Source organism: Pigmentiphaga sp. CHJ604, from assembly GCF_036972535.1.
Classification (GTDB): domain Bacteria; phylum Pseudomonadota; class Gammaproteobacteria; order Burkholderiales; family Burkholderiaceae_B; genus Pigmentiphaga; species Pigmentiphaga daeguensis.
In genome coordinates, this window is record NZ_CP136998.1 from 4,444,258 (window position 1) to 4,467,565 (window position 23,308).

Consider the following 23,308-nt stretch of genomic DNA (forward strand, 5'->3'; position numbering starts at 1 on the left):
GAATCCCGCTGGCGGCGTTTAGTCAAGAGGCGGCATTGTGCGCACGCGTGCCATTTTCATCAATAAAATAGCTTCTACATCTGATATCCATAAATCAAATACCATGGACCTGCAGCAGCTGGAATCCTTCGTGCGCGTGGCCGAACTGGGCAGCCTGACCCGCGCCGCGCTGGTGGCGGGCGTCTCCCAGCCCACGCTCAGCCGCCACATCCGCCTGCTGGAACTCGAGCTGAAATCCCATCTGCTGGTCCGCACCGGCCGCGGCGTGGAACTGACCGAATCCGGCAAGTGCCTGCTTTCCTACGGCAACGCCATCCTGAAGCTGACACGGCAGGCCCGCGCCGACATCCAGGCGCTGCGCGAACAGCCCACCGGCAGGCTGACCGTGGGCCTGCCTCCGCGCATCGCGCATGTGCTGACGCCGGAACTCGTCAAGCAATTCCGCCAGCGCTATCCCGAGGCATCGATTTCCGTTTCCGAGGGCCTGAGCGTCGCGCTGCGCGAGGACCTGATACTGGGCAAGATCGAGATCGCGCTGCTGTTCGATCCTCCGCCCAGCCCCCGGCTCGAATACCGCAGCCTGTATCGCGAAGACATGGTGCTGTGCGGCCGCCCCAAGCCCGCCTTTCCGCTGCCGGCGCGGCTGGCGGCACGGGAGCTGGAGCGCTATCCTGTCCTGGTGCCCAGCATTCCGAACGCCGTGCGCAACGTGATCGAGGCCGGCTGCCGGCCCCATGGCATCAAGCTGAACGTCGTGGCCGAGGTCGACGCCGTGCATACCCTGCTCAAGCTCGCGCTGAGCGGACAGGGCTATGCCATCGTGCCGCGCAGCGCGGCGCCCATCGCCAGCACGGTCGAAGGCGGCCCGTTCAGGATCTCCGCCATCGGCTCGCCCCGCATGCGCAACAACCTCGTATTGGCCACCGCCCGCGAGCGGCCGCTGTCGCAGCTCGCGCAGGGAACGGTGGAACTGCTGGCGGCACAGGACATCGGCCGCCTGCTGGACGCCGGGCGGCGCATCAACGGATAGGCATGCCCTAGCGGATGCGTCCCGCCCCGGGTTTGTGGGCCACCACGTCGCCGAACTCTTTCGATTCGAGTATGGCCAGCCGCGCGTCGTCGATGGCGGCGGCATGCTCGCGGGCGCGGCGCCGGCGCTCCAGCAGGATCAGTCGCTTGGTCTGCGCCACCGCCGCCGCGGAATTCGACGCGATGCGCCGCGCAAGCGCCATCGCGGCCGTGAGGCTGTCGGGCACGACCTCGTCCACCAGCCCGATGCGCAGCGCTTCCCGCGGTTCGATCAGCCGGGCCGTCAGCATCAGGTCCAGCGCGCGCGGTTCGCCCACCAGCCCCGGCAGCGTGACGGCGCTGACGCCCGAGAGCATGCCGTGCTGGACTTCGGGGAATCCCAGCTTGCCGGTCTCGGCGGCGATGCGGAAATCGGCATGGATCGCCAGGGTCAGCCCCATGCCTATGGTGAAGCCGTGCAGCGCCGCCACGACCGGCTTGTGCAGCTCCACGCCTATGCCGGGAATCGCGTCCATCAGCGTCGGCGTGTCGACCATGGTGCCGGTCGCCTGCATCTCCTTGATGTCCGAGCCGGCGCAGAAGGCCTTCTCGCCGGCTCCGCGCAGCACCAGTACCGATACGGCGGGGTCCTGCGCCGCGTCGCGCCAGATGCGGCCCAGTTCCCGCTTCGCGGGCACGTCCAGCGCGTTCATGCGCTCCGGGCGGTTGATGACGATCTCGTGGATGCCGCCCTCGAGCGGACGATAGTCGATACCCATGCAGGCCTCTTCCGTTGAATGACGCCGGCTACACGTTGACAGGCCGGTGCCGGCTATGCAAACTATACCGCAGATGTGTAAATAGTAAACATTATGTGCATATAATGCACAAACACAGGACACACCTACTCATGAAAGCCGTCATCCTTTCCGCCTTCGGCGCACCCGATACCCTGGAAATCCGCGAGGTTCCCACCCCCTCCCCCGCGGCCGGCGAAGTGCTGGTCCAGGTCAGGGCAGCCGGCATCTGTCACCACGACGTCCTGCACCGCGCCGGCAAGCTGCCGGGCGCGCGCGCCGGCGTCGTCCTGGGCCACGAGACCGCGGGCGAAGTCGTCGCGGTAGGAGACGGCGTGATCACGCATCGCGTAGGCGACCCCGTGGTCATCTACCAGCGCCAGTTTTGCGGCCTGTGCCGCAACTGCCTGCGCGGCCGGCAGGACATGTGCCGTGCCCTGGGCCTGCCGGCAGTCGATACCGTGGGCGGCTACGCCGAATATGTCTGCGTGCCCGCGCCCATGGCCATTCCCGTGCCGCGCGGCCTGCCCTGGGAGGCCGCGGCGCTGTCGTGCTGCCCGATAGGCACCAGCCTGCGCGCGCTGCGCACCCTGGCCGGCACCAGTCCCGGCGACACGGTCCTCATCACCGGCGCCAGCGGCGGCCTGGGCATGCATCAGATCCAGATCGTGCGCGCCCTGGGTGCCCGCTCCATCGCCGTCACCTCGAGTCCGGCCAAGGCCGCGCACCTGAAATCGCTCGGAGCGGACGAGGTGATCGTGTCGCCCGACCTGAAATTCAGCGCCCAGGCCTGGCAGCTCACCGGCAAGCAGGGCGTGGACATCGCCATCGACAACCTGGGCCTGTCCCTGCCCGAGACCCTGCGCAGCATGGCCCAGGGCGGCACGGTGGTGGTGCTGGGCAACATCGACGGCCAGGCGGTGGACGTGCTGCCCGGCCTGTTGATCGGCCGGCGGATACGCGTCATGGGATCGGGCAGCGGCACGCTGGAGGACATCCGCCAGGGGCTGGCGATGCTGGCTTGCGGCCAGATCCGCCCCGTCATTTCCGCCACCCTGCCCTTCGACGAGATCCGCCGCGCGCACGAGCTACTCGACACCAAGGCCGTGGAGGGCCGCGTGATCATGCAGGGCTGGCTATGAACATCGGTGCCCTGCTTCAACGGTGCGCGCAGCACTGGCCCGGCCGGCCCGCGATCGTGGACGCGCGCGACGGCGGCGTCCTGGACTTCCGCGCATTCGCCGCGCGCGTGTTCGGACTGGGCCACGCGCTGCGCGCGGACGGGCTCGGCGACGGCGATCGCGTCGCCATCCTGGGGGACAACACGCCCGCCTACCTCTTGTGGGACTACGGCGCGATGTCGGCGGGACTGGTCCGCGTGCCGCTCGATCCGGCGCTCAGCGCCGATGAACAAGCCGCGCAACTGATCGACGCCCAGGCCCTCATGCTGGCCCACGGGGCCGAATATGCCGATCGCGCGCGCGAACTGGCCGCCCGCGTGCCGGGCCTGCGGCTGCGCCCGTTGGAGGCCGACGCCGGCAGCCGCGAGACCCCGGCGGCCACCCCCGCCGCCCAGGCCATGGCCTCGCTCAACTACACGGGCGGCAGTACCGGGACGCCGAAAGCGGTGGTCATCACCCATGGCAGCCTTACCTCCGCTTTGCAGAACATCGTCATGGCCCGAGGCCAGCACCCGGGCGACGTCATGCTCAACATGCGGCCACTGTGGCCGATCGCCGCCATCATCGTGCTGGCCCAGCTGGCCGCGGGGGGCACCGTCGTGCTGGCCGGCCGCTTCGAGCCGGCGCGCTTCCTGGAGCTGCTGGCGCACTACCGCGCCACGTCCACGTCCCTGGTCCCCACGCACCTGGTGCGGCTGCTGAAGGAAACCCGGCCCGCCGACCACGACCTGGGCGCGCTGCGCAGCATGGACGTAGGCGCCGCCGCCATTGCGCCCGATACCTTCCTGGCCGCCATCCAGGCGTTCGGACCTCGCTTCGGCATTCTGTACGGGCTGACCGAAGCCTCGTGGAGCTGCTACCAGCCGCCACAGGCGCTGGCCGATCCGGCCACCCGGGCCCAGGCCATACGCAGCGTGGGCCGTCCGCTGTTCGGCTGCGAAATCCGCATCGAAAGCGAGGGGGAAACCGCGCCGGCAGGCACCGAAGGCGAAGTGCTGATACGCGGCGCCCACGTCGCGGCGGGCTACTGGCGGCAACCGGAACTGACCGCCGGGGTCTTCCGCGACGGCTGGTTCCGCACCGGGGATCTCGGCATCCTGGATGCCTCGGGCGTGCTGCGCATCACCGGCCGCCTGAAGGAAGTGATACGCAGCGGCGGCAAGTCCATTCTGCCGGACGAGGTGGAGCGCGCGCTGTGCAGCCACCCGGCCGTGGCCGAAGCGGCCGCCGCCGGCCTGCCCGATCCCGAGTGGGGCGAGATCGTCGGCGCCGCCGTCGTGCTGCGCGCGGGCGCGGCGGCCACGGCCGAGGAACTGATGGAACACTGCCGCCGGTCGCTCTCGGGCTTCAAGAAGCCGCGCGTGATCCGCTTCGCTCCGGCCATCCCCAAGTCCCACTACGGCAAGGTGCAGCGGGCCAAGGTACGGGCCTTGCTCGCGGAGCCAGCCTGAGAGCCGGACTTCCCGTCACTGCTCGGCGATGTTGGCCAGCTTCACGACCTCGCGCGACTTGGCCGTTTCCTGGTCGATGAAGGCCCGGAAGCGGGCGCCCGACACGCCCGAAGGCTCGAGCCCCTGGCGCTCGAACCAGGCACGCGTGTCGGGCTCCGCCACGAAGCGCTTGACGGCGGCCTCCAGCTTGTCCACCACCGAGGCCGGCAATCCCGCCGGGCCCCACAAGCCATACCAGGTCGAGAAGTTGACCTCGGGATAGCCCGCTTCGGCGAACGTCGGCACGTCGGGAGCCAGCGCGCTGCGCTTGTTCCCCGTGATGGCCAGCGCCTTGAGCTTGCCGGCCTTGACCGGCGGCAGCGACGACAGCAGCGGATCGATCATGCCGCTGACCTGGCCGCCCATCAGGTCGACCAGCGCCGGCCCGGTGCCCTTGTAGAGCACGGTGGGCACGGCCAGGCCGGCCCGGTACTTGAAGGACTCCACCGCCAGGTGGCCCGCCGCGCCGAAACCGCCTACCGCGAAGCTGAACCGGTCGGGCGTTGCCTTGACCTTGGCCACGAAATCCTGGACCGATTCGGCCGGCGCGGACGCGGGCGTGACGAACAGCAGCGGTCCGGACGCGACCAGCGCCAGATGCGTCAGGTCCCTGGCCGGATCGAAAGGCGGCTTGTCCTTCATGATCAGCGGATTGACGACCAGGGTCGAAGCCGTGAACAGCAGCGTGTAGCCGTCGGCCGGTGCCCTGACCACCGCCTCGGCGCCGATGTTGCCCGAGGCGCCGGCGCGGTTCTCGACCACCACCTTCTGCGAGAACTGTTCGGACAGCCGGAGCGCCAGCGTACGCGCGACCGCGTCCACCGCGCCGCCGGCCGCGAAGGGCACGACCAGCCTGACCGGCCGGGAGGGATATCCATCCGCCGCGGCGGCGGAGGCCGTAGCCAGCAGGAGAAACGACGCAAACCAGGAAACACGCAGGGACGACATGGCGACAACCTCTCATGACCGTTGGTTATGTGCATATTACGCACATAAAGCTTGTAATACGCACTTGGAGATTAGCGATACCATGTCGCGACGTCAACGATTCCCGCGACCTTGTCCATGCCCCGCCCGTCCATCCCTTCCGCAGCTCCGCCCGGCAATCGGGTGCAGGTCATCGACCGGGCCATGCTCCTGCTCGACGTGCTGATGCGGATGCCGCGAGGCGCGACGGCGCTCGAACTGGCACAGGCGACGGAACTGGACCGCACCACGGTCCATCGCGTGCTCCGCACCCTGGCCTTCTGGGGCATGGTGCAGGCACGGGAAGGGGTCTATGCGCTGGGACCCAAGTGCCTGGTGCTGGGAACGGCCCAGCACGACCGGCTCGGCATACGGCGCGCCGCCCTGCCGCATGCGATCGAGCTCCAGGAAAAAGGCGTGGGCAAGCGCCGCGCGATCGTCTCCATCTCCGTGCCGGCGCTGGACGAGGTGGTCATCATCGAACGCATCTGGGCTCCGTCGGTGCCGCTGAACATCATCACCGACATCGGTACCCATTTCCCGCTGGACGCCAGCGTGAGCGGGCGCGCCATCCTGGCCGCATGGCCGCGCGAACAGGGCATCGCGCACGTGGGCGAGGAACGCTACGCGGCCGTCTCGGAACGGCTGGAAGCGATACGCGCGGCCCGGGGCCTGTCGTTCGGCCTGAGCGAGATGCGGCCGGGGGTGGGCACGCTCGCCTGCCCGGTGTTCGGCCGTGGCGGCGAAGCCGTGGCCGCGCTGATCGTGGCCGGGCTGGCGCTGGAAGAAGAACTGGATCCGGAAGCCCCGCTGGCCCAGCACGCGCTGCGCAGCGCGGCCAGCATCTCGGCCGTGCTGCGCGCGAGCTGACCGCGCACCGTCTTGCCGGGAAAGCCCCTCCTTTTCGGGTTAGTATTTCGGGCTCATGACCGTACTGACCTTTCTGCTATTCCTCGCCTGCGTGGGCCTGTCGGCCTACTGCCAGAACCTCACCGGCTTTGCCTTCGCCCTGCTGCTGCTCGGCATGGTCGGCGCCTTCGGCCTCATGCCCATTCCCGAGGCGGCCAACGTCGCCAGCGTCCTGAGCCTGGCCAACGCCTGGGCCTACTGGCGCTACAACCGGGTCACCTTCGACTGGACGCTGCTGCGGCCCATATTGACCAGCAGTCTCCTGGGCGTGCTGGGCGGCGTCGCGCTGCTGGCCTGGCTCAGCACGAATGCGGTGACGACGCTGCGGCTGCTGCTGGGGGTGGCCATCATCGGCTGTTCCGTCCTGCTGCTGGTGCAGAGCGCCCCCCGAGCCCAGCCGTCGGGCAAGCCGGCGCTGTGGTTCTTCGGCGTGCTGTCGGGCCTGCTCGGCGGGCTCTTCTCCACGTCGGGACCGCCCATGGTCTATCACCTGTACCGGCAGCCCCTGGATCGCAACCTGGTGCGCGAATGCCTGTTCATGATGTTCGCCGCCAGCGCCGCCCTGCGCCTGGTACTGGTGGCCGCCAGCGGCCATTTCGAATGGAGCTCGCTGCTGCTGGGCGTCTGCGCCGTTCCCGTCGTCGCGGGCGTGTCGTGGTGGCAGGCCCGCCATCCGCCTCCTATTTCCCGGCGCGCCATCGAATGGCTGGTCTGCGGGCTGCTCATGCTGGCGGGCGCCAGCCTGATATGGGCCAGCCTGGGCGGTTGAAACCGCCCATTGTGCAACGCACAACAAAAATCGGGCCTTAACCCCCTTTTTCCCCTCAGTTGTAAGCAACTTCCCGTCCAGACGTGCGAATCTGGTGTCACCGCTGCGATATCCGCAACGGCCATACCGTCCCACTCTTACAAGGAAGTCCAAATGTCTTACGACAACACTCTGTCCACCCGGTCCGGCCTGCTGCTGCCGCTTTCCGAGCAAACCCCGGAGAACCTGCCCTTCACCGTCCGCATCGCGCGGGACGGCGAGGCGATGGAAAAAGCCATCACCATGCGCCAGTCGGCCTATGGCCGCCACGTGCCGGAAATCGCCCGCAACCTGGGCGAGCCGGAACTGCACGACACCGATCCCGGCTCGGTCGTGCTGCTGGCCGAATCCAAGTTCGACGGCGCGCCGCTGGGCACCATGCGCGTCCAGACCAACATGTGCGGCCCGCTGTGGCTGGAACAGTCGGTCACGCTGCCCGATTGGCTCTCGGGCTATGCGCTGGCCGAGGCCACCCGGCTGGGCGTGGCCAGCGAACGCATGGGCCGCGTGGCGAAAACCGCCCTTTTCAAGGCCTATTTCCTCTTTTGCGTGCAGGCTGGCATAGACTGGATGGTCATTGCCGGACGGTCCCCGCTCGACCGCCAGTACGAGGCGCTGATGTTCCGCGAAGTGTTCCCCGGCCAAGGTTTCATGCCGATGCGGCACGCCGGCAACATTCCCCACCGCGTGCTGGCCTTCGAGATCGCGACGGCGGAAAAGCGGTGGCGCGAGGGCAGCCATCCTTTGTATCAGTTTGTGTTCAAGACCCATCATCCGGACATTCGCATCGATGGGAATTTGATTAACATTGACGCGCTGCGCAGCGCTTCGCGGGAACGGGAAGAACTCCTCCAACCGCAGGCCTGATACGGCACGATCAGCGGCCCATCCGGGGGGGCGGGCCGCCCGCGGACCGACAAGCCCCCCCTCCTTCACAAGGCGAACATGCAGCCCCCTTCGGCGGAACCCTCTACCCGCATAGCCTGGGTTACAGCCAAGATCGACTGGTTCTTAAGCAACTTCTCGTACTACCTCGTACCGGCCGCGATCTTCGTCTTCTCGCTGGTGGCGCTCACGCTGGAACACAGCATCTACGACACCAACGACAATCGCACCCTGCCCTTCGCGGTGGTCGCCGACAAGAACGGCCAGACCCCTTCCGAAGCGCTGGCCGCCCTTGCGTCCGCGCCCGCGGTCCGGTTCCACGACACCCGCCTGGCCGAGACGCCGTTCTGGTTCCGCTTCACCGTTCCCCCTTCGAACACGCCGCAAAGCGTCGAGCTCCCCTCTCGCCATGCGCAGGAAATCTCGTGCTGGAACGCCGCCGGGCTGGCCCCCGTGGGCGCGGCCACGCGCAGCGGCACGTCGGGCATCCTGCAATCGGTGAAGTCCGGTTTCGCGCTGGACCTGGGCGTGCACGCCCAACCCCGCGACCTGCTGTGCCGCGCCCACTTCTCGGGCCCCGCCCGCATCACCGTCGAGGCCTGGCCGGAATCCGAGCTGGCCCTGTCGCATCTCGCCTATCACCACGCCACCGGCGTGCTCGAGGGCGGGCTGCTGACCCTGGCCGTCCTGACGCTGATGACGGCGCTGATCAACCGCGACGCGCGCTACCTCTTGTTCGCGATCTGGCTGGTCGGCAACCTGCGCCTGGGCGGCATCACCATGGGGTTCGACACCCAATGGCTGGAGCGCGCCATCCCCAACGAATGGATGGCGATGACCCGCAAGCTGACCATTGCCGCCTACTACATCGTCACCTACACGCTGTTCGCCCAGTTCATGCGCACCGAGCTCAGCCGCGTGGGCTATGCCTGGCTGCTGCGCGCCGGCGCGCGCGCCGGCCTGGTGCTGCTGGTCCTGGCCCTCTTCCTGAGCTTCGCCGCCTTCCTCCCCGCCATGTGGGTGGTGGCCTCGTTCGGCATCTTCGTCGTCATCTTCTTCCTCGCCCGCATCGTCATCGTCACGCGTTCGCGCATCGCGCTCTGGTACGCCGCGGCGCTGGGCATCGTGCTGTTCTCCACCTTCTCCGAGGTCATCGCCGCGGCGTTCGACTTCAAGGCCCTGGTCGGCGCCCTCAACAGCGTCACCGCCGCCCTGGCGTCCAGCCTGGTGGCCGCGTTCGCGTTCGCCGAGCAGATACGCGTGGAACGGGTCGAGCGCGAACATGCCGAGGCCGAACTGCAACGCGCCTACGAAGTCACGCCCGTGGGGCTGTTCACGCTGGAACCCGACGGACGCTTCGTGCGCGCCAATACCGCCATGCAGGAGAAGCTCGGCCTGGAAGGCCGGCCGCTGCACGAATTGCGCTGGCAGAATTACTTCGAACCCGGCGCGCTGGCACGGCTCAAGGACATCGCCGACCGCGGCGGCGAAGCGGAAATCCAGGCCCAGCCCATAGGCGGCATGGAACCGCGCTGGTACCTGGCCAAGGCCACGCTGGCCCACACCCGCATCGAGGGCTCGCTGCAGGACATCACCGAACGGCGCAAGGCCACGGAACGGCTGCGCTTCCTGGCCAACAACGACACCCTGACCGGCGCGCTGAACCGCCGCGGCATCGAACACATCCTCGAAACCTCGCTGAAGCACTTCGATCCGGCCCATCCCATCGCCCTGGCCTACCTGGACCTGGACCGCTTCAAGCTGATCAACGACCTGTACGGCCACCAGACCGGCGACGAAGTCCTCAAGCAGGTCTGCCAGCGGGTCAAGTGGTCGCTGGGAGACCACCACCACATCGGGCGCATCGGCGGGGACGAGTTCATCCTCGTACTGCGCGACACCGCCATGCTGCCGGCCACGGACCTGTGCCGCCGCATCATCAGCGACATCTGCGACATGCCCTTCCAGCTGCGCCGGCGTTCGTTCCAGGTCAAGGTCTCCATCGGCCTGATCGAGATCACGCCCGAGATGCGCGTCCAGGATGCCGTCTCGGCGGCCGACCGCGCCTGTCGCGAGGCCAAGAAGGGCAAGCACGGCCACCTGGTCATCTACAAGGAAAACGCGCCGGCCTTCCAGGAGCGCGCCGAGGAACTGCGGCTGATCGAAGAACTGGGCAGCACCTTCACGCCCACCGGCCTGTCGCTGGTCATGCAGCCCATCATGTCGCTGCGCGCGCCCGAGGCCTCGCTGGACTTCGAAGTGCTGATCCGCATGCAGGACTCGTCCGGCGCGATGGTGCCCGCCGGCAAGATCATCGCGGCGGCCGAGGCCAATGGCACCATCGGCGAACTGGACAAATGGGTGCTGACCTCGACGCTGGTATGGCTGACCGAGAACCTGCCGCGCCTGCCCAACACCCGCTTCGTCTGCGTCAACCTGAGCGGCGCGTCGCTGAACGACGAGGCTTTCATCGAGGACACCTTCCGCATCCTCTCGCGCTTCGGACCGGTGGTGAAGTACCTGTGCATGGAGATCACCGAAAGCGTGGCCCTGCACGACATCGCCAACTCCCGCCGCTTCATCGACCGGCTCAAGTCCTGCGGCGCCAAGATCGCGCTCGACGACTTCGGCGCGGGCTACACCTCGTTCTCGTACCTGAAGGAGTTCGCCGCCGACGCGCTCAAGATCGATGGCGGTTTCATCAAGCGCATGCACGAGCATCCGGCCAACTATGCCATCGTCGAGGCCATCGTCGAGCTGGCGCGCAACCTCGGCATGCGCAGCATCGCCGAATGGGTGGAGGACTATGCCACGGTGGAAGCGCTGGCGGAGCTGGGGGTAGACTATGTACAGGGCTGGGCCATCGCCAAGCCCATGGCGCCCGAGGACATCCTGCGCGCCAGCTCTGCCGCGAGCTTCATCACCGACGAACAGGTCCGGGCCTTCATCGCCGGCGGTTCCCAGCCGGGGCTGCCGGACGGCATGTCCGCCTGGGGCCCGCATTGACGCGGACAGGAAACCGTATGTTCCGACTCTTGCTCAACTCGACCTGGCCGCTGCTGGCGGCCTTCTGCGTGGCCTGCACGCCCGCGCCGCGATCCCCGTCCGATTCCGCCCAAGGCGGCAGCGGCATCAGCGTCTATGGCACCATAGACGCGGGCGTGGTCGTCAACCGCTAGAACCGTTCCTAGGCCCGCCGGGCCGGCGCCAGCGCGGCATCGTCGCGCCCGATGTGGTGCGCGGCCCGGTGCAGGTGGGTGATCAGGTGCCGCATCAGCGGCGAGGGCAGCGAATCGCTGCGCAGCATGGCGCCCACCGTCAGGTCGTAGCCCTTCTCTTCCACGTCGATCACCGACATGAACTGGGACGCCAGCGGCTGCATGGCGATCTGGCGCGGCATCAGGCCCACATAGTCGCCCGCCGCCAGCAAGGACAGCAGCGCCAGGGTCGAATTGGCCACCGCGGCCACCGCCGGCGGTTCCAGCCCGTGCTGCTCGAACAAGGGCCGGGCATAGCCCGATTCCCCGTCGGCACCGGTGAACACCCAGCGGGCGCCCTGCAGATCGGCCAGCGTGCGCGCCTTCAGCCACGGGCTGCCCCGGCGCGCGGTGGGTACCATGGTCGTGCGGATCAGCGGCTCGATATGGAAACTCGCCCGCCGACAGGTCTTCCGGTATCCCCCCCAGGGTCACGTCCACCTCGTGGGCCCGCAGTTTCTGCAATTGCGCGACATAGAGCTCTTCGCTCACGCGCAGCCGGATGCCGGGGAATTCCTGGCCGAAGGTCCTCAGCGCCTCGGGCACCAGCAACATGACCGCCACCGGCACCGCGCCCAGGTGCAGCTCGCCCACCATGGAGCCGGACATCTGCCGGATCTCGTCCACCGCCAGGTTCAGTTCGCGGCGTGCCTTGACCGAGCGTTCGTACAGGACGCGGCCCTGGGCCGTGGGCACGACGCCGCGCGAGGTCCGCTGCAACAGCGTCACGCCCAGTTCGAGCTCCAGTTCCCTGACCATCTTGGTCAATGCCGGCTGCGACGTGCCCACCCGCCTCGCCGCTCCGCGCAGACTGCCTTCTTCCACCGCCGCGACCAGCGCGTTCAGGGTCGTGAGCTTCACCAAATCTCCCTATGGCGATCCGCCGTGCAGGCCACGGGACATGCAGGCGGCTTGCCGGTATTTTGCACCCGGAGGCCGCCGCCCTTCCAGTGCGCGAGCGGCCGGCTCGCCGCTACGGGGTCTGCCCGGGAAACAAGCTCTTCAGGAAGCGCAGTACCGGCGCGCTCAGCGACTCGTCGCCGGTGTTCACCGAATAGACCTGGCTCAGGTGGTTGTGCCCCCGCACGACATTGAGTTCCGGCGCGAAGCCGTGCCGGGTCACCAGCCGGGCGAACAGTTCGCCGGCCTGCACCTGCATCTGCATGGGGTCCATCTCGGCGTAGCTGATCAGCACCGGAAAGGGCGCCGCGTCGACCAGGTCCACGGTCGACATGGCACCCCATTGCGCGCGGTCCGGCCCGAAGTACGCCTCGTTGCGGGGATCCGGCGTCGGGATGCCGAACTGGCGCCGCGCCATTCCCTCCAGCCGTGCATCGTAGACGCCCGAGATGAACACCGCGCCGGCGATTCTGAGTCCTTCGGCGGGATGGAACCGCCGGACCAGCGTCGCAGCCGCGGCATGGGCCGCCCCCGCCGACTCCCCCATCAGCACGATGCGTTCGGGGTCGCCGCCGAGCCCGGCCGCGTGGGTCCTGGCCCAGGCCAGTACGGACGAGATGTCCTGGGCGCCGGCCGGCCACCGGTGGGCGGGCCCGAGCCGGTAGTTGGGCACCACGACCACGTAGCCCTGGCGCGCATAGAAATAGCCCTGGTTGGCGCTGTCCGACTTGTCGCCCCGGACGAAGCCGCCGCCGTGGACGAACACCAGGACGGGCCGGCGCGAGGCGGCCTCGGCCGGCGCGTAGACGTCCAGCCTGTGCCGCTCGTCCGGGCCGTAGGGAAGACCGGCCTCGACCTTGACCCCATCGCGCGGTTGCGCGGCCAGCAGCGGCTGGTACAGCCCCTTGGTCGCCGGCACGTCGATGACCGGCCCCATCTGCCGCAACCTGGCCTGCAATTCGGGCGGCACGCCCCCCTCCGCCGCCAGGACCGGTCCCGCGCCCAGCGGCAGCATGCCGCAAGCCACCGCGCACCACCAGCGTTGCCAGAAACGATTCATTGCCGTCCCTCCGGGGATTTGTGGAACCGGCCATCCTTCATGATCGCGGACAGCCGGGACTTGTCCTGCAGGATCGCCACATCCTGGCACGGATCGCCGTCGACCAGCAACAGGTCGGCCAGGAAGCCCTTGCGCACCATCCCCAGTTCGCCGTCCAGGCCCATGATCTGCCCGCCAAGCATGGTCGCCGCCGACAACGCTTCGGCGGGGGTATAGCCCAGGTGGCGCACGAACAGCTCCAGGTCGCGCGCGTTGCGTCCATTGGGATTGAAGGGGAAACCGTAGTCGCCTCCCGGCAGCACCCGCACGCCGCGCCGCCGCAACTCCGGCACCAGCCGTCGCTGGCGCTCCAGCACGATGGCGGCATCCTCCTTCATGTGGCGCATGTCGAAATGCGGCGGCGGCACGGCATCCAGTGTCGCCTGCACGATGCCCAGCGTGGGCGCGACGAATATCTCGTCCTTGCGCGCCTCCATCATGTCCAGCGCCTCCTCGTCCGCGTAGGTGCAGTGGTACAGCACGCGAAAGCCATGGCGCAGGCCCATCTTCACCGCCTCGGCGGCGTGCGCGTGGGCGGTCAGCCAGACGTCCGACTCGCGTGCCTGCTCGCCCGCCGCCCGCGCCTCGTCCTCGGTGTAGAGCAGCTCCATGGAGGCGCCGGGCTTGAGCGCGCTTTCCCCCGACAACAGGAACTTGAGCGATTTCGCGCCCAGCGCCGCGCAGCCCTTCACGAAGGCACGGACCGCCTCGGGCCCTCGCCCGTGTTCGTCCACCTTGCCCGGGTCCATCATCGCCGACTCGATGGGCGGCTCGCGCTCGACCGAGGAAGGAACCAGGCGCGGCCCCGGCATGCCCCCCGCGTCGATGGCCGCCTTGAGCGTGATTTCCACGGTCCTGTCCAACGCCCCCGCCGAATAGGCGCTGGTAAAGCCATGATCGAGCAGGATGCGGGCATTGCGCGCGGTATTGAGCACGAGGTCCTGTTCCGGCAGGGACATGCCGGGCACGAAGCGCTCCACCGACGTGGGCCAGGACAGATGGGCGTGGGCCTCGACCAGGCCCGGCATCAGCACGCCGCCGCGGCCGTCGACGATGCGGGCGCCTTCGCGCGGCACCGCCGCCTCGCGCGCCACCTGGACGATGCGCTCGCCCTCGACCCGGACCTCGGCCGGGAATGGCGGCGTACCCGAGCCATCGAAGACACGGACGCCGGTGAATACGGTTGCACTCATGGAGATCTCTCTTTTCTCAGAATCGTTGCAGGTCGCTGGCGATGCGCACCGGCCCCATGAAGGCCGGCTGAATGCCGCGGACATAGCCGGACAGGTCGCGCTCCCCATCCTCGCCCGGGGCCAGGTGCGTGAGCACGACTTCCTTGACCCCCGCCGCCGTGGCCAGCTTGCCGATCTCGACGGGCGTCAGGTGGTTCTGCTCCATGTGCCTGATCATGGAAGGCAGCATCGCCGGTTTCAGGTCCGGGGCGCGCTTGAGAATTCCGACCATGCTGTCCAGGTTGATCACTTCGCTCACCAGTACGTCTGCCCCCCGCGCCAGGCGCTCCACGTTCTTGGACGGGCCGGTATCGCCCGTGAAGACATAGACCCGTCCGGGCGTCTCGATGCGGAAGGCATACGACCGCGAGAACGCCGCCTGCGGACTGCCTGGCGGGAAGTGATAGTGCGTGTTCGTCACGGCCAGCACGCGGAGGTTGGCGTCGCGATAGATCTCGGCCGGCTCGTCCATCTCGGCGTCCAGGTCCGCCGCCTTGACCGTCGAAGCCAGCGGCGGCTTGCCGCCGGGGCCGCCGCCTATGGGCGCCAGTTCCACCGTACGGGCGGCGGCGACCAGGTCGGCCACCATGCGCGCGGTGCCCGGCGGCCCGATCACCGGCAACGGCTGGTAGCTGTTGAACATCCAGCGGCTGGCGAGGATCTGGCCCAGGTCGGCGTTGTGATCGATATGGTGGTGGGAAACGAAAACGGCCTTGACCTTGTGCATGGACAGCCCCGCCGCCACCATCTGGCGCTCGGTGCCCGCCCCCACGTCGAACAGATAGACGCTGTCGCCCACCACCACCGCATTCGCCGGTTCCGCGCGTTCACGCCGGATGACCGGACCTCCGCCCGTCCCCAGCGTCACGAATGCAGCCGCCGGCGCGACATCCGCGGCCAGGACGGCGGGAGGCACGGCCGCGGTCACCATCGCGGCGGCCATCATCCAGAGAATCTTCATCCCTTTCTCCATGTTCAGAAACGATCCAGATCGCGCGCCACGAAGACGTCGCCGCCGAAGGTCGTCCGGGCACCGGCCGCCAGCGCCGGCGCGGACTGCTGGAACGCCGCGGCGATGCCCAGGTGCGTGAAGACCAGGCGCCGCGCGCCCGCCTCGGCCGCGATGGCGCCGGCCTGCGCCGGTGTCAGGTGATGCTTCTTCAGGTGGTCGATCAAGGCGGGCCGCACCTGCGGCGGCATGGGCGAAGCCGGGCCGTTGAGGTTGGCGACGATGCCGTCCAGGTCGATGACCTCGCTCACCATCAGCTCTACCCCCTTGAACAGCCGAGCGACCGCGGCGCTCTCGCCGGTATCCCCCGTGTAGCCGATGCCCTGCCCATCCAGGTCGAAGCGCAGCGACAGCGACTCGGTGCCTATCCTGGCCACCGGGCCGTCGAAATGGGAATTGCGCGCCGCGCGCACGCCCTCCACGTCCACGTCACTGCCGTCCTTCAGAATCACCACCCTGACGGTATCGGCCGGCGTACGCGCGCCCCGGCCGCCGCCCACATCCTCGGCGCTGACGAGGTGGGACGGCTGCAAGGAGCGCAGGATGCCGTCGACCACTTCATCCGTGCCCGGCGGACCGTAGATGGTCAGCGTTCCCGGCGCCACCTGCATCCAGCGCAGGCCGATCACGCCTTGCAGGCCGCCGACGTGGTCCTGATGCAGATGGCTGATGAATACCGCCCCCACCCGGGAGGGCTGGTAGCCCGCGGCGGCCAGGCGCTCCAGCGCGCCATCTCCGCAATCGACCAGCCAGACCCGCTGGCCGGCGGTCAGCAGATTGGCGGGCTGCGAACGGTCGGCGTGGATGATGGGGCCGCCCGCCGTGCCCAGGGTCGTCCAGGCCATGGGCCGCTCCGCCCGCGCATCGGCGGCAGCCGCCCATTGCGGCGCGCCGCTGGCCAATGCGGCGGCCAGCAAGAACACAAAGGGAAATTTCATGGGTGTCTCCGTAGGAAATGTTCAGGTGCGCGCCAGCGTGCGCGCGGAAGGCAGGCGGCGGCAGGCCAGGTGGAAGGCGAGCACCGCCGCGCCGGCGATGCCCACCGCCGCCCAGCCCAGCGCGCCATAGCCGGCGGACTTGACCAGCGTGCCGCCCAGGAAAGGCCCGATGGCCGAACCGGTCATCAGCATGGCGGGGGTGGCGGCCACCAGCCGGCCGCTCGGTTCCAGCCGGGCCAGCACGCCGAAGGCAAAGGTATGGGTGAAGATCATCGCCGCCGAGAAGAACAGGGCTCCGGCCGCGTAGGGCGGGAACGCCGTGCCCTGCGCGATCAGCAACGCCAGCGACGCCTGGACCAGCGGCCCCCAGCACAGCACAGCCCGGGCCGGCCAACGCTGCTCCAGCACCGCGGCCAGCGGAGCGGGAAACAGGTTCACGATGCCCAGCGCGATCAACACGGCGGTCACCGCGCCGGCGCCGAATCCCCGGTCCATGCCCATGCGCTCCAGGAAGCTGAAGACCATGGCTTGCACCAGGGCCATGGCGGCCACGCCCGCCGACAGGCCGGCGCGGCGATAGGTCAGCAGGGCCGCCCGGGTATGCCTGGCGGTACCGGGACCGACGACTTGCGGCGCGCCGGGATTGGGGGCCACCGGGGCGTTCTCGCCCGATGCGAACGCCAGGGCCAGCGCGAAGCCGCCCACCGTCGGCGACCAGTAGCTGGCCACGTTGTCCAGCGATGTCTGGCTGAGATCCGATAGTTGCATCGCCAGCGCCGGCGAATACGGCGAGAAATGATCGGGGTCGTAGGGCGCCAGCGCCCCCTGCATCAGGGACAGCTGGCGCCCCAGCCGCACTTCCCCCCATTGCCGCGAGCCCAGGCCCACATAGGCGGAGCGTCCGAACATGCGGCCACCCTGCAGCAGGCTGCCGCTGTCCAGGCCCAGGCCGCTTTCCAGTTCGAAACGCGCCTGCATGCCGTTGCCGAGGTCTTCCCTGCCGCGCAACCCCACCCGCGACGGCACGTGGCCGGTCTGCTTCATCAGCGACGCGTGCTGTCCCGTGCTGGAACGCAGGTGCTCCACGGCGGTATCCAGCACGCCATAGATCTCCACCGCCGACCGTGCCGGCGCCGCTCCGACCGCGCCACCCAGCCCGATCATGGCGGCAGCCAATGTCGTCATCTTCATGTTCTTCGTTCGTCTCCTCGTATGGACGCCGGCTTCTCCCGCGCATCGCGTCGCCCCCATGCACGGTTGAACGCATCCCGCGCCGCGCCTGGCACAGGCACACGCATGAAACACATGGGGAAGGAATACCCGCCGCTCAGGCGGGAAGCGCGGGGCGGGCCCTCAGGGGCTCGCTGGGTGCGAAGGGCAGGCTGGCATCCGGGTCTCCTGCGAGCCGGCTTTCTTTTGCGAGACGCAGTTTATGATCGGGTTCTCCATTTCTCCAGATTATTCAGCCAATACACTGCATCCAAAAAATGGATTGGAAAGCCATAGACCTGAATCTGCTGGTCGTATTCCAGGCCATCCTGGACCAGCGCGGCGTGACGCGTGCCGGCGAGAAGCTGGGATTGAGCCAGCCCGCCATGAGCGCGGCGCTGGCGAGGCTGAGGGACCTGTTCGGCGACCCGCTGTTCGTGCGATCCGGCCTGGAGATGAGGCCGACGCCGCGCGCGCTGGAGCTGGCCGGGCCGGTCGGAAGCGTGCTGGCCTCGATCGCGACGGACGTCCTCCAGCGCGCCGGCTTCGATCCGGCCACGACCCGGAAGACGTTCACCATCGTCACGCCCGACGTGGGCGAAGTGCATTTTCTTCCGCCGCTCCTGGCCAGGATGTCGCGCGACGCTCCCCACGCCAGCCTGCGCACGATCGCCCGGCCCGCCGTAGAGACCGCGTCGGCGCTGATATCCGGCGAAGCCGACCTGGCGCTGGGCTATTTCCCCGACCTGCACAAGGCCGGTTTCTTCCAGCAGAAGCTGCTGGAGATCCCCGTCGTCTGCCTGGTCCGCAAGAACCATCCCACCATCGGCCAGCGCATGACGCTGAAGGAATACCTGTCCGCGCCGCATGCGCTGGTCCGGCCGGACGGACGCGGCGAGGAACTCGATCGCATGTTCGCGCCGCGGCATACGCCGCGCCGGGTGGTGGTGGAGGTCTACCACGTCATGAGCCTGCTGCCCATACTCGAGTCCTCGGACCTGATCGCGGTCGTGCCCCGCGATGTGGCGCACACCTGTGCGCGCTATGCGAACCTGCGCATCGTGGAGTTGCCTTTCGCCGGCCCTTCCATCACGGTGCACCAGTTCTGGCACGAGCGCTTCCACAAGGATCCCGCCAATTGCTGGCTGCGCAGCGCGATCCACGAGATGTGCGCGGCGCTACGCGACTGACCGGCCCTATTCCCGCGCGGCCTTGATCTTGCGCCACAGCGTGGTACGGCTGATGCCCAGCCGCCGCGCGGCTTCCTGGTGGTTGCCCTCGCACTCGGCCAGCACGGCGCGGGCATGGGCGGCCTCCTGGCTGGCGCGCACCGCCGACAGGCTGCGCGCCGCGGGCGCCTGGCGCCGGGCCGGCGCGTCGGCCAGCATGGCCCGCACCTCGCGGCGCGACAGCGGCCGGCCCTCGGTCAGGCAGGCCATGGTCAGGCGCTCCGAGACGTTTTCCAGTTCCCGGACGTTGCCACGCCATGCGCCTTCCTTGAGCACCGGCAACGCCGCCTCCAGCATGGGGGCCACGGCCTCCTGCAAGCCCGCGCGCCCCAGCGCCGCCGGCAGCAGCCGCCGCGCCAGCGCCTCGATGTCCTCGGGCCGGTCGCGCAGCGGCGGCACCACCACCTGCAGGATGTTCAGGCGGTAGTACAAGTCCTCGCGGAAGGCGCCCGCCCTGACCATCGCCAGCAGGTCGCGATGGGTGGCGGCCACGATGCGCACGTCCACCGGAATGGTATCGACGCTGCCCACGCGCGTGATTTCCTTCTCCTGCAAGGCGCGCAGCAGCCGGGTCTGCAGCGGCAGCGGCATCTCGCCGATCTCGTCCAGGAACAGCGTGCCTTCGTTCGCCGACTCGAACAGGCCCGGCTTGCCCTGCCTGCGCGCGCCGGTGAAGGCGCCCTCGTCATAGCCGAACAGCTCGCTCTCCAGCAGCGTCTCGGTAAAGGCGCCGCAGTTGATGGCGATGAAGGGATGCCGGCGCCGCCGGCTCGCGTTGTGCAGGCCCTGGGCCAGCAGTTCCTTGCCGGTGCCGCTTTCGCCGTGGATCAGCACGGCCGCGTCGCTGTGCTCGGCGAATACCCGGCACTGCGCGATCACCTGGCGCATGGCGGCGGACTCGGCCACCACGTCGTCCAGCCGGTACCGGGCCACGCGCGAGCGCCGGTGCGTATGCGCCCGCAGCTTGCTGACGGCGCGCTCCAGCTCGCTGGATGCATGCAGCGTGAAGATGGCGCCGGTCTGCATGCCTTCGTCCAGCAGCGGGACGCGATCGACCACGACCGACTTGCCGCCCATCTCCTGTACCGTCCCGATCTCGCCCGCTCCGCGCGTCATGACCTGCCCCGGCTCGAGGTCGGGCAGCACCTGGCGCAGCGGCTGGCCCAGGGCCTCGCGCACGCGGCGTCCGGTCAGCTTGTCCACCGACGGATTGGCGGCGACGATGCGGCCGGCCATGTCCACCGCGATGACGCCGTCGTTCAGGTGATACAGCACCGAATCGAGCTGGGTGCGGCGCGATTTCTCGGCCTTCTGCGCGGCTGCGATCTCGATCGCGTCGTCGAAGGCGGCGCGCACCGAATCCAGCGAATAGACCAGGATGCCCGTCAATCCGGCCTCGTCGGCCAGGTTGGCGATCAGGCCCGGACCGACCACCACCTCGATGCCGGCCGCGGCCAGTTCCTGGATGCAGTGCCGGGCGTCCTCGGCGGTCTGGTAGGCACGGATCTGCATGGGCAGCGAGAACAGCGTCGCGAAGCGGTTCAGCGCGGGCGGCACGCGCCGGTGCATGACCATGGCGATACGGTCCGAGAACTGCCGCGCCTTGCAGATCGCCGCCATCAGGTCGAAGCCCCCCACCTTGACGAAGGCCACGGGAATGCCGACGTTCTGGCGCAGATAGGCGCCATGGGCGCCCGCCGCGACGATGACGTCGCAGGCCCGCTTTTCGCTGCGCCGGGCGATCTCGGCGATGGCGTCGTCGAAGCCTTTGTCGATGATCTCGATGGCGGCGCGGTCGGCCAGCTCGGGGCTGACGGTGCGGAAGACCTCGGTCAGCCGGTGGGCGCTGATGGCCCAGATCAGGGGCCGGCGGTCATCGGATGCGGCGATGCTCATGTTCACTCCTTTTCAATATTGAAACATGAACACGCACCAGGTGAAACACACGCCTCCCATCGCCTTGCGGCGCCGCGGCCCCCATCGATCGCGCCCGCTGGCATGCGCCTTGCAAGAAGCGGCCATTCCACTCGGAGACTTCGATGCCTCAAGCAGCCTATCCTGCCGTCTACATGCGCGGCGGCACCAGCCGCGCCCTGGTCTTCCACGACCGCGACCTGCCCGCCGGCCGCGACGCCCGCGACCGCATCTTCCTCGCCACGCTGGGCAGCCCCGATCCCGGCAAGCGGCAACTGGACGGGCTGGGCGGCGGCATCTCGTCGCTGTCGAAGATCGCCGTGGTGGGCGCGCCTTCGCGCGCCGATGCCGACGTGGACTACACCTTCGGCCAGGTCGCGATCGACGCGCCGCTGGTCCAGTACCGGGGCAATTGCGGCAACATCTCGGCGGCCATCGGCCCCTACGCGGTGGACGAAGGGCTGGTGCGGGCATCGGGCGACCACGCATCGGTCCGCATCCACAACACCAATACCGGCAAGATCATCGTAGCCGACTTCGCCCTCAGCGACGGCCGCGCCGCGGTCGCCGGCGATTTCGCGCTGCCCGGCGTGGCCGGCACCGGCTCGCCCATCCGGCTGTCCTTCCTGGACCCGGGCGGCGCCACGACGGGCAAGCTGTTCCCCACCGGCGCCGCCCGCGACACCGTGACGATCCCGGACGTCGGCACGATCGAGATCTCGTGCGTCGACGTCTCCAACCCGACCGTCTTCGCGCGCGCCGCGGACTTCGGCCTGTCCGGCACGGAGTCGGCGGCGCAGATCGACGCCCGGCCGGACGTGGTCCGGCAATGCGAGGAGCTGCGCGTCGCGGCCGCCGTCCTGATGGGGCTCGCCACCGAGGACGAAGCGCGCACCCGCCTGCGCAACCTGCCGCTGGTCTGCTTGCTGTCGCCGCCCGCGGACGTGGCGTTTGCGTCGGGCGCCTCGTTGCGGGCCCAGGACGTGGACATCACCGCCCGCATGTTCTCGGCGGGCCAGCCGCACCGGGCAACGCCGCTGACGGGCGCGATGTGCCTGGCCGCCTGCGTGCGCCTGCCCGGCACCCTGGGCGCCGAACTGGGCCGCGTCCCCACGGACGGCCGCGACATCGTCATCGGCCATGCCTCGGGCTCGCTGCCCGTGGGCGCCGCCGTCGGCGGCGGGCAGCAGCCGCGCGTGGAAAGCGCCACCGTCACGCGCACCGCGCGCCGGCTGATGCGCGGCGAGGTCTATGCCCCCACCGGACGGTGACGCCGTTTCGTAGAAACGCGTTACATTATTGAAACACCACCAGTGTTCCGACGCGCGGCCGCCCGACGGTCGCGCCTGGAAATCCTCATACGAATCAATGGCTTGGATCGGGATCCGCGATAGCACCCGCCGCATGGCACGCACCTTGCTCGACAGTCCTCCATTCAGACACAAGAACCGTCCCCGGAGACCCCCATGACGTACCCCCTTACGCCTCGCGCCGGCTCGGCGTTCAAGGCCTTCCGCCGCACCCTCCTGTCCGCGATCGTGGGCACGCTGGCCGCCGCTTCCTGGCAGGCCGCGCAGGCGTCCGACTATCCGACCAAGCCCATCAAGCTGATCGTGCCCTTCGCCCCCGGCGGCGGCAACGACGCCATCGCCCGCACCCTGGGCCGGCGCCTGGGCGACGCGCTGGGCCAGCCGGTGGTGATCGAGAACCGCGCCGGAGCCGGCGGCAAGCTGGGCGTGGAAGCCGGCGTGAAGGCCGACCCCGACGGCTACACGCTCACCCTCATTTCCAACAGCTATTCGGTCAACCCCAGCCTCTATCCCATCAAGTTCGACCCGATCAAGGACATCACGCCCATCGGCATGATCGCGCGCGGCCCGCTCCTGATCTCCGTGCCGACCACGCTGCCGGTCAACAACCTGGCCGACCTGATCCAGCTCGCCAAGACCAGGAAAGGCGGGCTGACCTACGCGTCGTCCGGCCAGGGCGGCATCTCCCACCTGGCCACGGAACTGTTCCAGCGCACCGCCGGCATCGAGATGACCCACGTGCCCTATCGCGGCACGGCTCCAGCCCTGACCGACACCGTCGCGGGCCAGACCGACGTCTTCTTCAGCACGGCCGGCGCCGCCTTTCCCTACATGAAGAGCGGCCGGCTGAAGGTCGTGGCCGAGACGCTGCCCAAGCGCATCCAGGCCGAGCCGTCCATCCCCACCGTGGCCGAGGCCGGCGTGCCCGGCTATGAAGTGATCGTCTGGTACGGGCTGATTGCCCCCAAGGGCCTGCCCGCCGACATCCAGCAACGGCTGAACAAGGAAATGAACATCGCGCTGGCCCTGCCTGAAACCGTGGAGCAGTTGAAGGCCAACGGCGAGGAGCCCGCCGTCGGCAAGCCCGAACAGTTGATGGCGCAGATCCAGAAGGAGTTGACCCTCTGGAAACGCGTCGTGACCGATGCCAAGATCCAGGTGGAATGA

20 protein-coding genes and 1 pseudogene are annotated in these 23,308 nt (G+C 68.9%); 11 read left to right on the top strand and 10 right to left on the bottom strand.

The features are described from left to right. Positions 1-103 precede the first annotated feature (103 nt). Positions 104-1,030: a LysR substrate-binding domain-containing protein gene (locus tag R4823_RS21370; protein WP_087837791.1), complete on the top strand. Its 927-nt coding sequence runs from the start codon at positions 104-106 to the stop codon at positions 1,028-1,030. Between the two features lie 7 nt (positions 1,031-1,037). Here the strand turns inward: R4823_RS21370 and R4823_RS21375 are convergent, their stop codons facing one another. Next, positions 1,038-1,787 carry an enoyl-CoA hydratase/isomerase family protein gene (locus R4823_RS21375; RefSeq protein WP_338616062.1) on the bottom strand — a complete coding sequence of 250 codons (750 nt, stop codon included), beginning with the start codon at positions 1,785-1,787 and terminating at the stop codon, positions 1,038-1,040. A 131-nt stretch (positions 1,788-1,918) separates the two neighbouring features. On the opposite strand from R4823_RS21375, the gene R4823_RS21380 reads away from it, so the two are divergent. Both R4823_RS21380 and R4823_RS21385 read left to right on the top strand, forming a co-directional pair. Then, complete coding sequence (locus R4823_RS21380) at positions 1,919-2,947, top strand: alcohol dehydrogenase catalytic domain-containing protein (RefSeq protein WP_338616064.1); 1,029 nt, start codon at positions 1,919-1,921, stop codon at positions 2,945-2,947. After that, the gene (locus R4823_RS21385; RefSeq protein ID WP_338616066.1) at positions 2,944-4,437 is read left to right on the top strand and encodes an AMP-binding protein; all 1,494 of its coding nucleotides are present in this window, start codon (positions 2,944-2,946) and stop codon (positions 4,435-4,437) included. Before R4823_RS21380 ends, R4823_RS21385 begins: the two co-directional genes overlap by 4 nt. A gap of 15 nt (positions 4,438-4,452) precedes the next feature. Here R4823_RS21385 and R4823_RS21390 read toward each other — a convergent pair whose 3' ends face one another. Beyond that, a complete protein-coding gene (locus R4823_RS21390; RefSeq protein WP_279817526.1) occupies positions 4,453-5,424 on the bottom strand; it encodes a tripartite tricarboxylate transporter substrate binding protein in 972 nt (323 codons plus the stop codon). Between the two features lie 117 nt (positions 5,425-5,541). Here R4823_RS21390 and R4823_RS21395 point away from each other — a divergent pair, with 117 nt between their 5' ends. The 5 genes from R4823_RS21395 (at position 5,542) to R4823_RS21415 (ending at position 11,223) form a co-directional block, all read left to right on the top strand. After that, complete coding sequence (locus tag R4823_RS21395; protein WP_087837796.1) at positions 5,542-6,312, top strand: IclR family transcriptional regulator; 771 nt, start codon at positions 5,542-5,544, stop codon at positions 6,310-6,312. Positions 6,313-6,367: 55 nt separating this feature from the next. Further along, complete coding sequence (locus R4823_RS21400) at positions 6,368-7,120, top strand: sulfite exporter TauE/SafE family protein (RefSeq protein ID WP_132979891.1); 753 nt, start codon at positions 6,368-6,370, stop codon at positions 7,118-7,120. 153 nt (positions 7,121-7,273) lie between these two features. After that, the gene (locus tag R4823_RS21405) at positions 7,274-8,026 is read left to right on the top strand and encodes a hypothetical protein (protein ID WP_087837798.1); all 753 of its coding nucleotides are present in this window, start codon (positions 7,274-7,276) and stop codon (positions 8,024-8,026) included. A gap of 78 nt (positions 8,027-8,104) precedes the next feature. Continuing rightward, positions 8,105-11,050, top strand: coding sequence for an EAL domain-containing protein (locus R4823_RS21410; RefSeq protein WP_338616069.1), 2,946 nt, complete (start codon positions 8,105-8,107; stop codon positions 11,048-11,050). A gap of 17 nt (positions 11,051-11,067) precedes the next feature. Then, positions 11,068-11,223, top strand: coding sequence for a hypothetical protein (locus R4823_RS21415; protein WP_165963175.1), 156 nt, complete (start codon positions 11,068-11,070; stop codon positions 11,221-11,223). 8 nt (positions 11,224-11,231) lie between these two features. Here the strand turns inward: R4823_RS21415 and R4823_RS21420 are convergent, their stop codons facing one another. The 7 genes and pseudogenes from R4823_RS21420 to R4823_RS21450 all read right to left on the bottom strand — a co-directional run bounded on the left by R4823_RS21420 (position 11,232) and on the right by R4823_RS21450 (position 17,670). Then, on the bottom strand, positions 11,232-11,663 hold the full coding sequence (locus R4823_RS21420; RefSeq protein WP_254914565.1) for a LysR substrate-binding domain-containing protein: 432 nt from the start codon (positions 11,661-11,663) through the stop codon (positions 11,232-11,234). 97 nt (positions 11,664-11,760) lie between these two features. Then, positions 11,761-12,162 (bottom strand): annotated as a pseudogene (locus R4823_RS21425) (LysR family transcriptional regulator); the annotation flags it as partial. 112 nt (positions 12,163-12,274) lie between these two features. Next, entirely contained in the window at positions 12,275-13,261 is a 987-nt protein-coding gene (locus R4823_RS21430) for an alpha/beta hydrolase (RefSeq protein WP_243724532.1), read from the bottom strand. After that, positions 13,258-14,493: an amidohydrolase family protein gene (locus tag R4823_RS21435; protein WP_087837801.1), complete on the bottom strand. Its 1,236-nt coding sequence runs from the start codon at positions 14,491-14,493 to the stop codon at positions 13,258-13,260. The genes R4823_RS21430 and R4823_RS21435 overlap by 4 nt, the downstream gene beginning before the upstream one ends. A gap of 16 nt (positions 14,494-14,509) precedes the next feature. Next, the gene (locus tag R4823_RS21440) at positions 14,510-15,493 is read right to left on the bottom strand and encodes an MBL fold metallo-hydrolase (RefSeq protein ID WP_165963174.1); all 984 of its coding nucleotides are present in this window, start codon (positions 15,491-15,493) and stop codon (positions 14,510-14,512) included. 14 nt (positions 15,494-15,507) lie between these two features. After that, complete coding sequence (locus R4823_RS21445) at positions 15,508-16,479, bottom strand: MBL fold metallo-hydrolase (RefSeq protein WP_087837803.1); 972 nt, start codon at positions 16,477-16,479, stop codon at positions 15,508-15,510. Between the two features lie 21 nt (positions 16,480-16,500). Beyond that, positions 16,501-17,670 (bottom strand): porin, encoded by a 1,170-nt coding sequence (locus tag R4823_RS21450; protein WP_176400672.1) that lies wholly within the window; start codon positions 17,668-17,670, stop codon positions 16,501-16,503. Positions 17,671-17,966: 296 nt separating this feature from the next. Here R4823_RS21450 and R4823_RS21455 point away from each other — a divergent pair, with 296 nt between their 5' ends. Then, the gene (locus tag R4823_RS21455; protein ID WP_087837804.1) at positions 17,967-18,878 is read left to right on the top strand and encodes a LysR family transcriptional regulator; all 912 of its coding nucleotides are present in this window, start codon (positions 17,967-17,969) and stop codon (positions 18,876-18,878) included. A 6-nt stretch (positions 18,879-18,884) separates the two neighbouring features. On the opposite strand, the gene prpR is transcribed toward R4823_RS21455, so the two are convergent. Further along, positions 18,885-20,813 carry a propionate catabolism operon regulatory protein PrpR gene (gene prpR, locus R4823_RS21460; protein WP_087837805.1) on the bottom strand — a complete coding sequence of 643 codons (1,929 nt, stop codon included), beginning with the start codon at positions 20,811-20,813 and terminating at the stop codon, positions 18,885-18,887. Between the two features lie 143 nt (positions 20,814-20,956). Between prpR and R4823_RS21465 the strand changes: the two genes are divergently transcribed. Next, positions 20,957-22,102, top strand: coding sequence for a PrpF domain-containing protein (locus R4823_RS21465; RefSeq protein WP_087837806.1), 1,146 nt, complete (start codon positions 20,957-20,959; stop codon positions 22,100-22,102). A 195-nt stretch (positions 22,103-22,297) separates the two neighbouring features. Next, complete coding sequence (locus R4823_RS21470) at positions 22,298-23,308, top strand: tripartite tricarboxylate transporter substrate binding protein (protein ID WP_087837807.1); 1,011 nt, start codon at positions 22,298-22,300, stop codon at positions 23,306-23,308.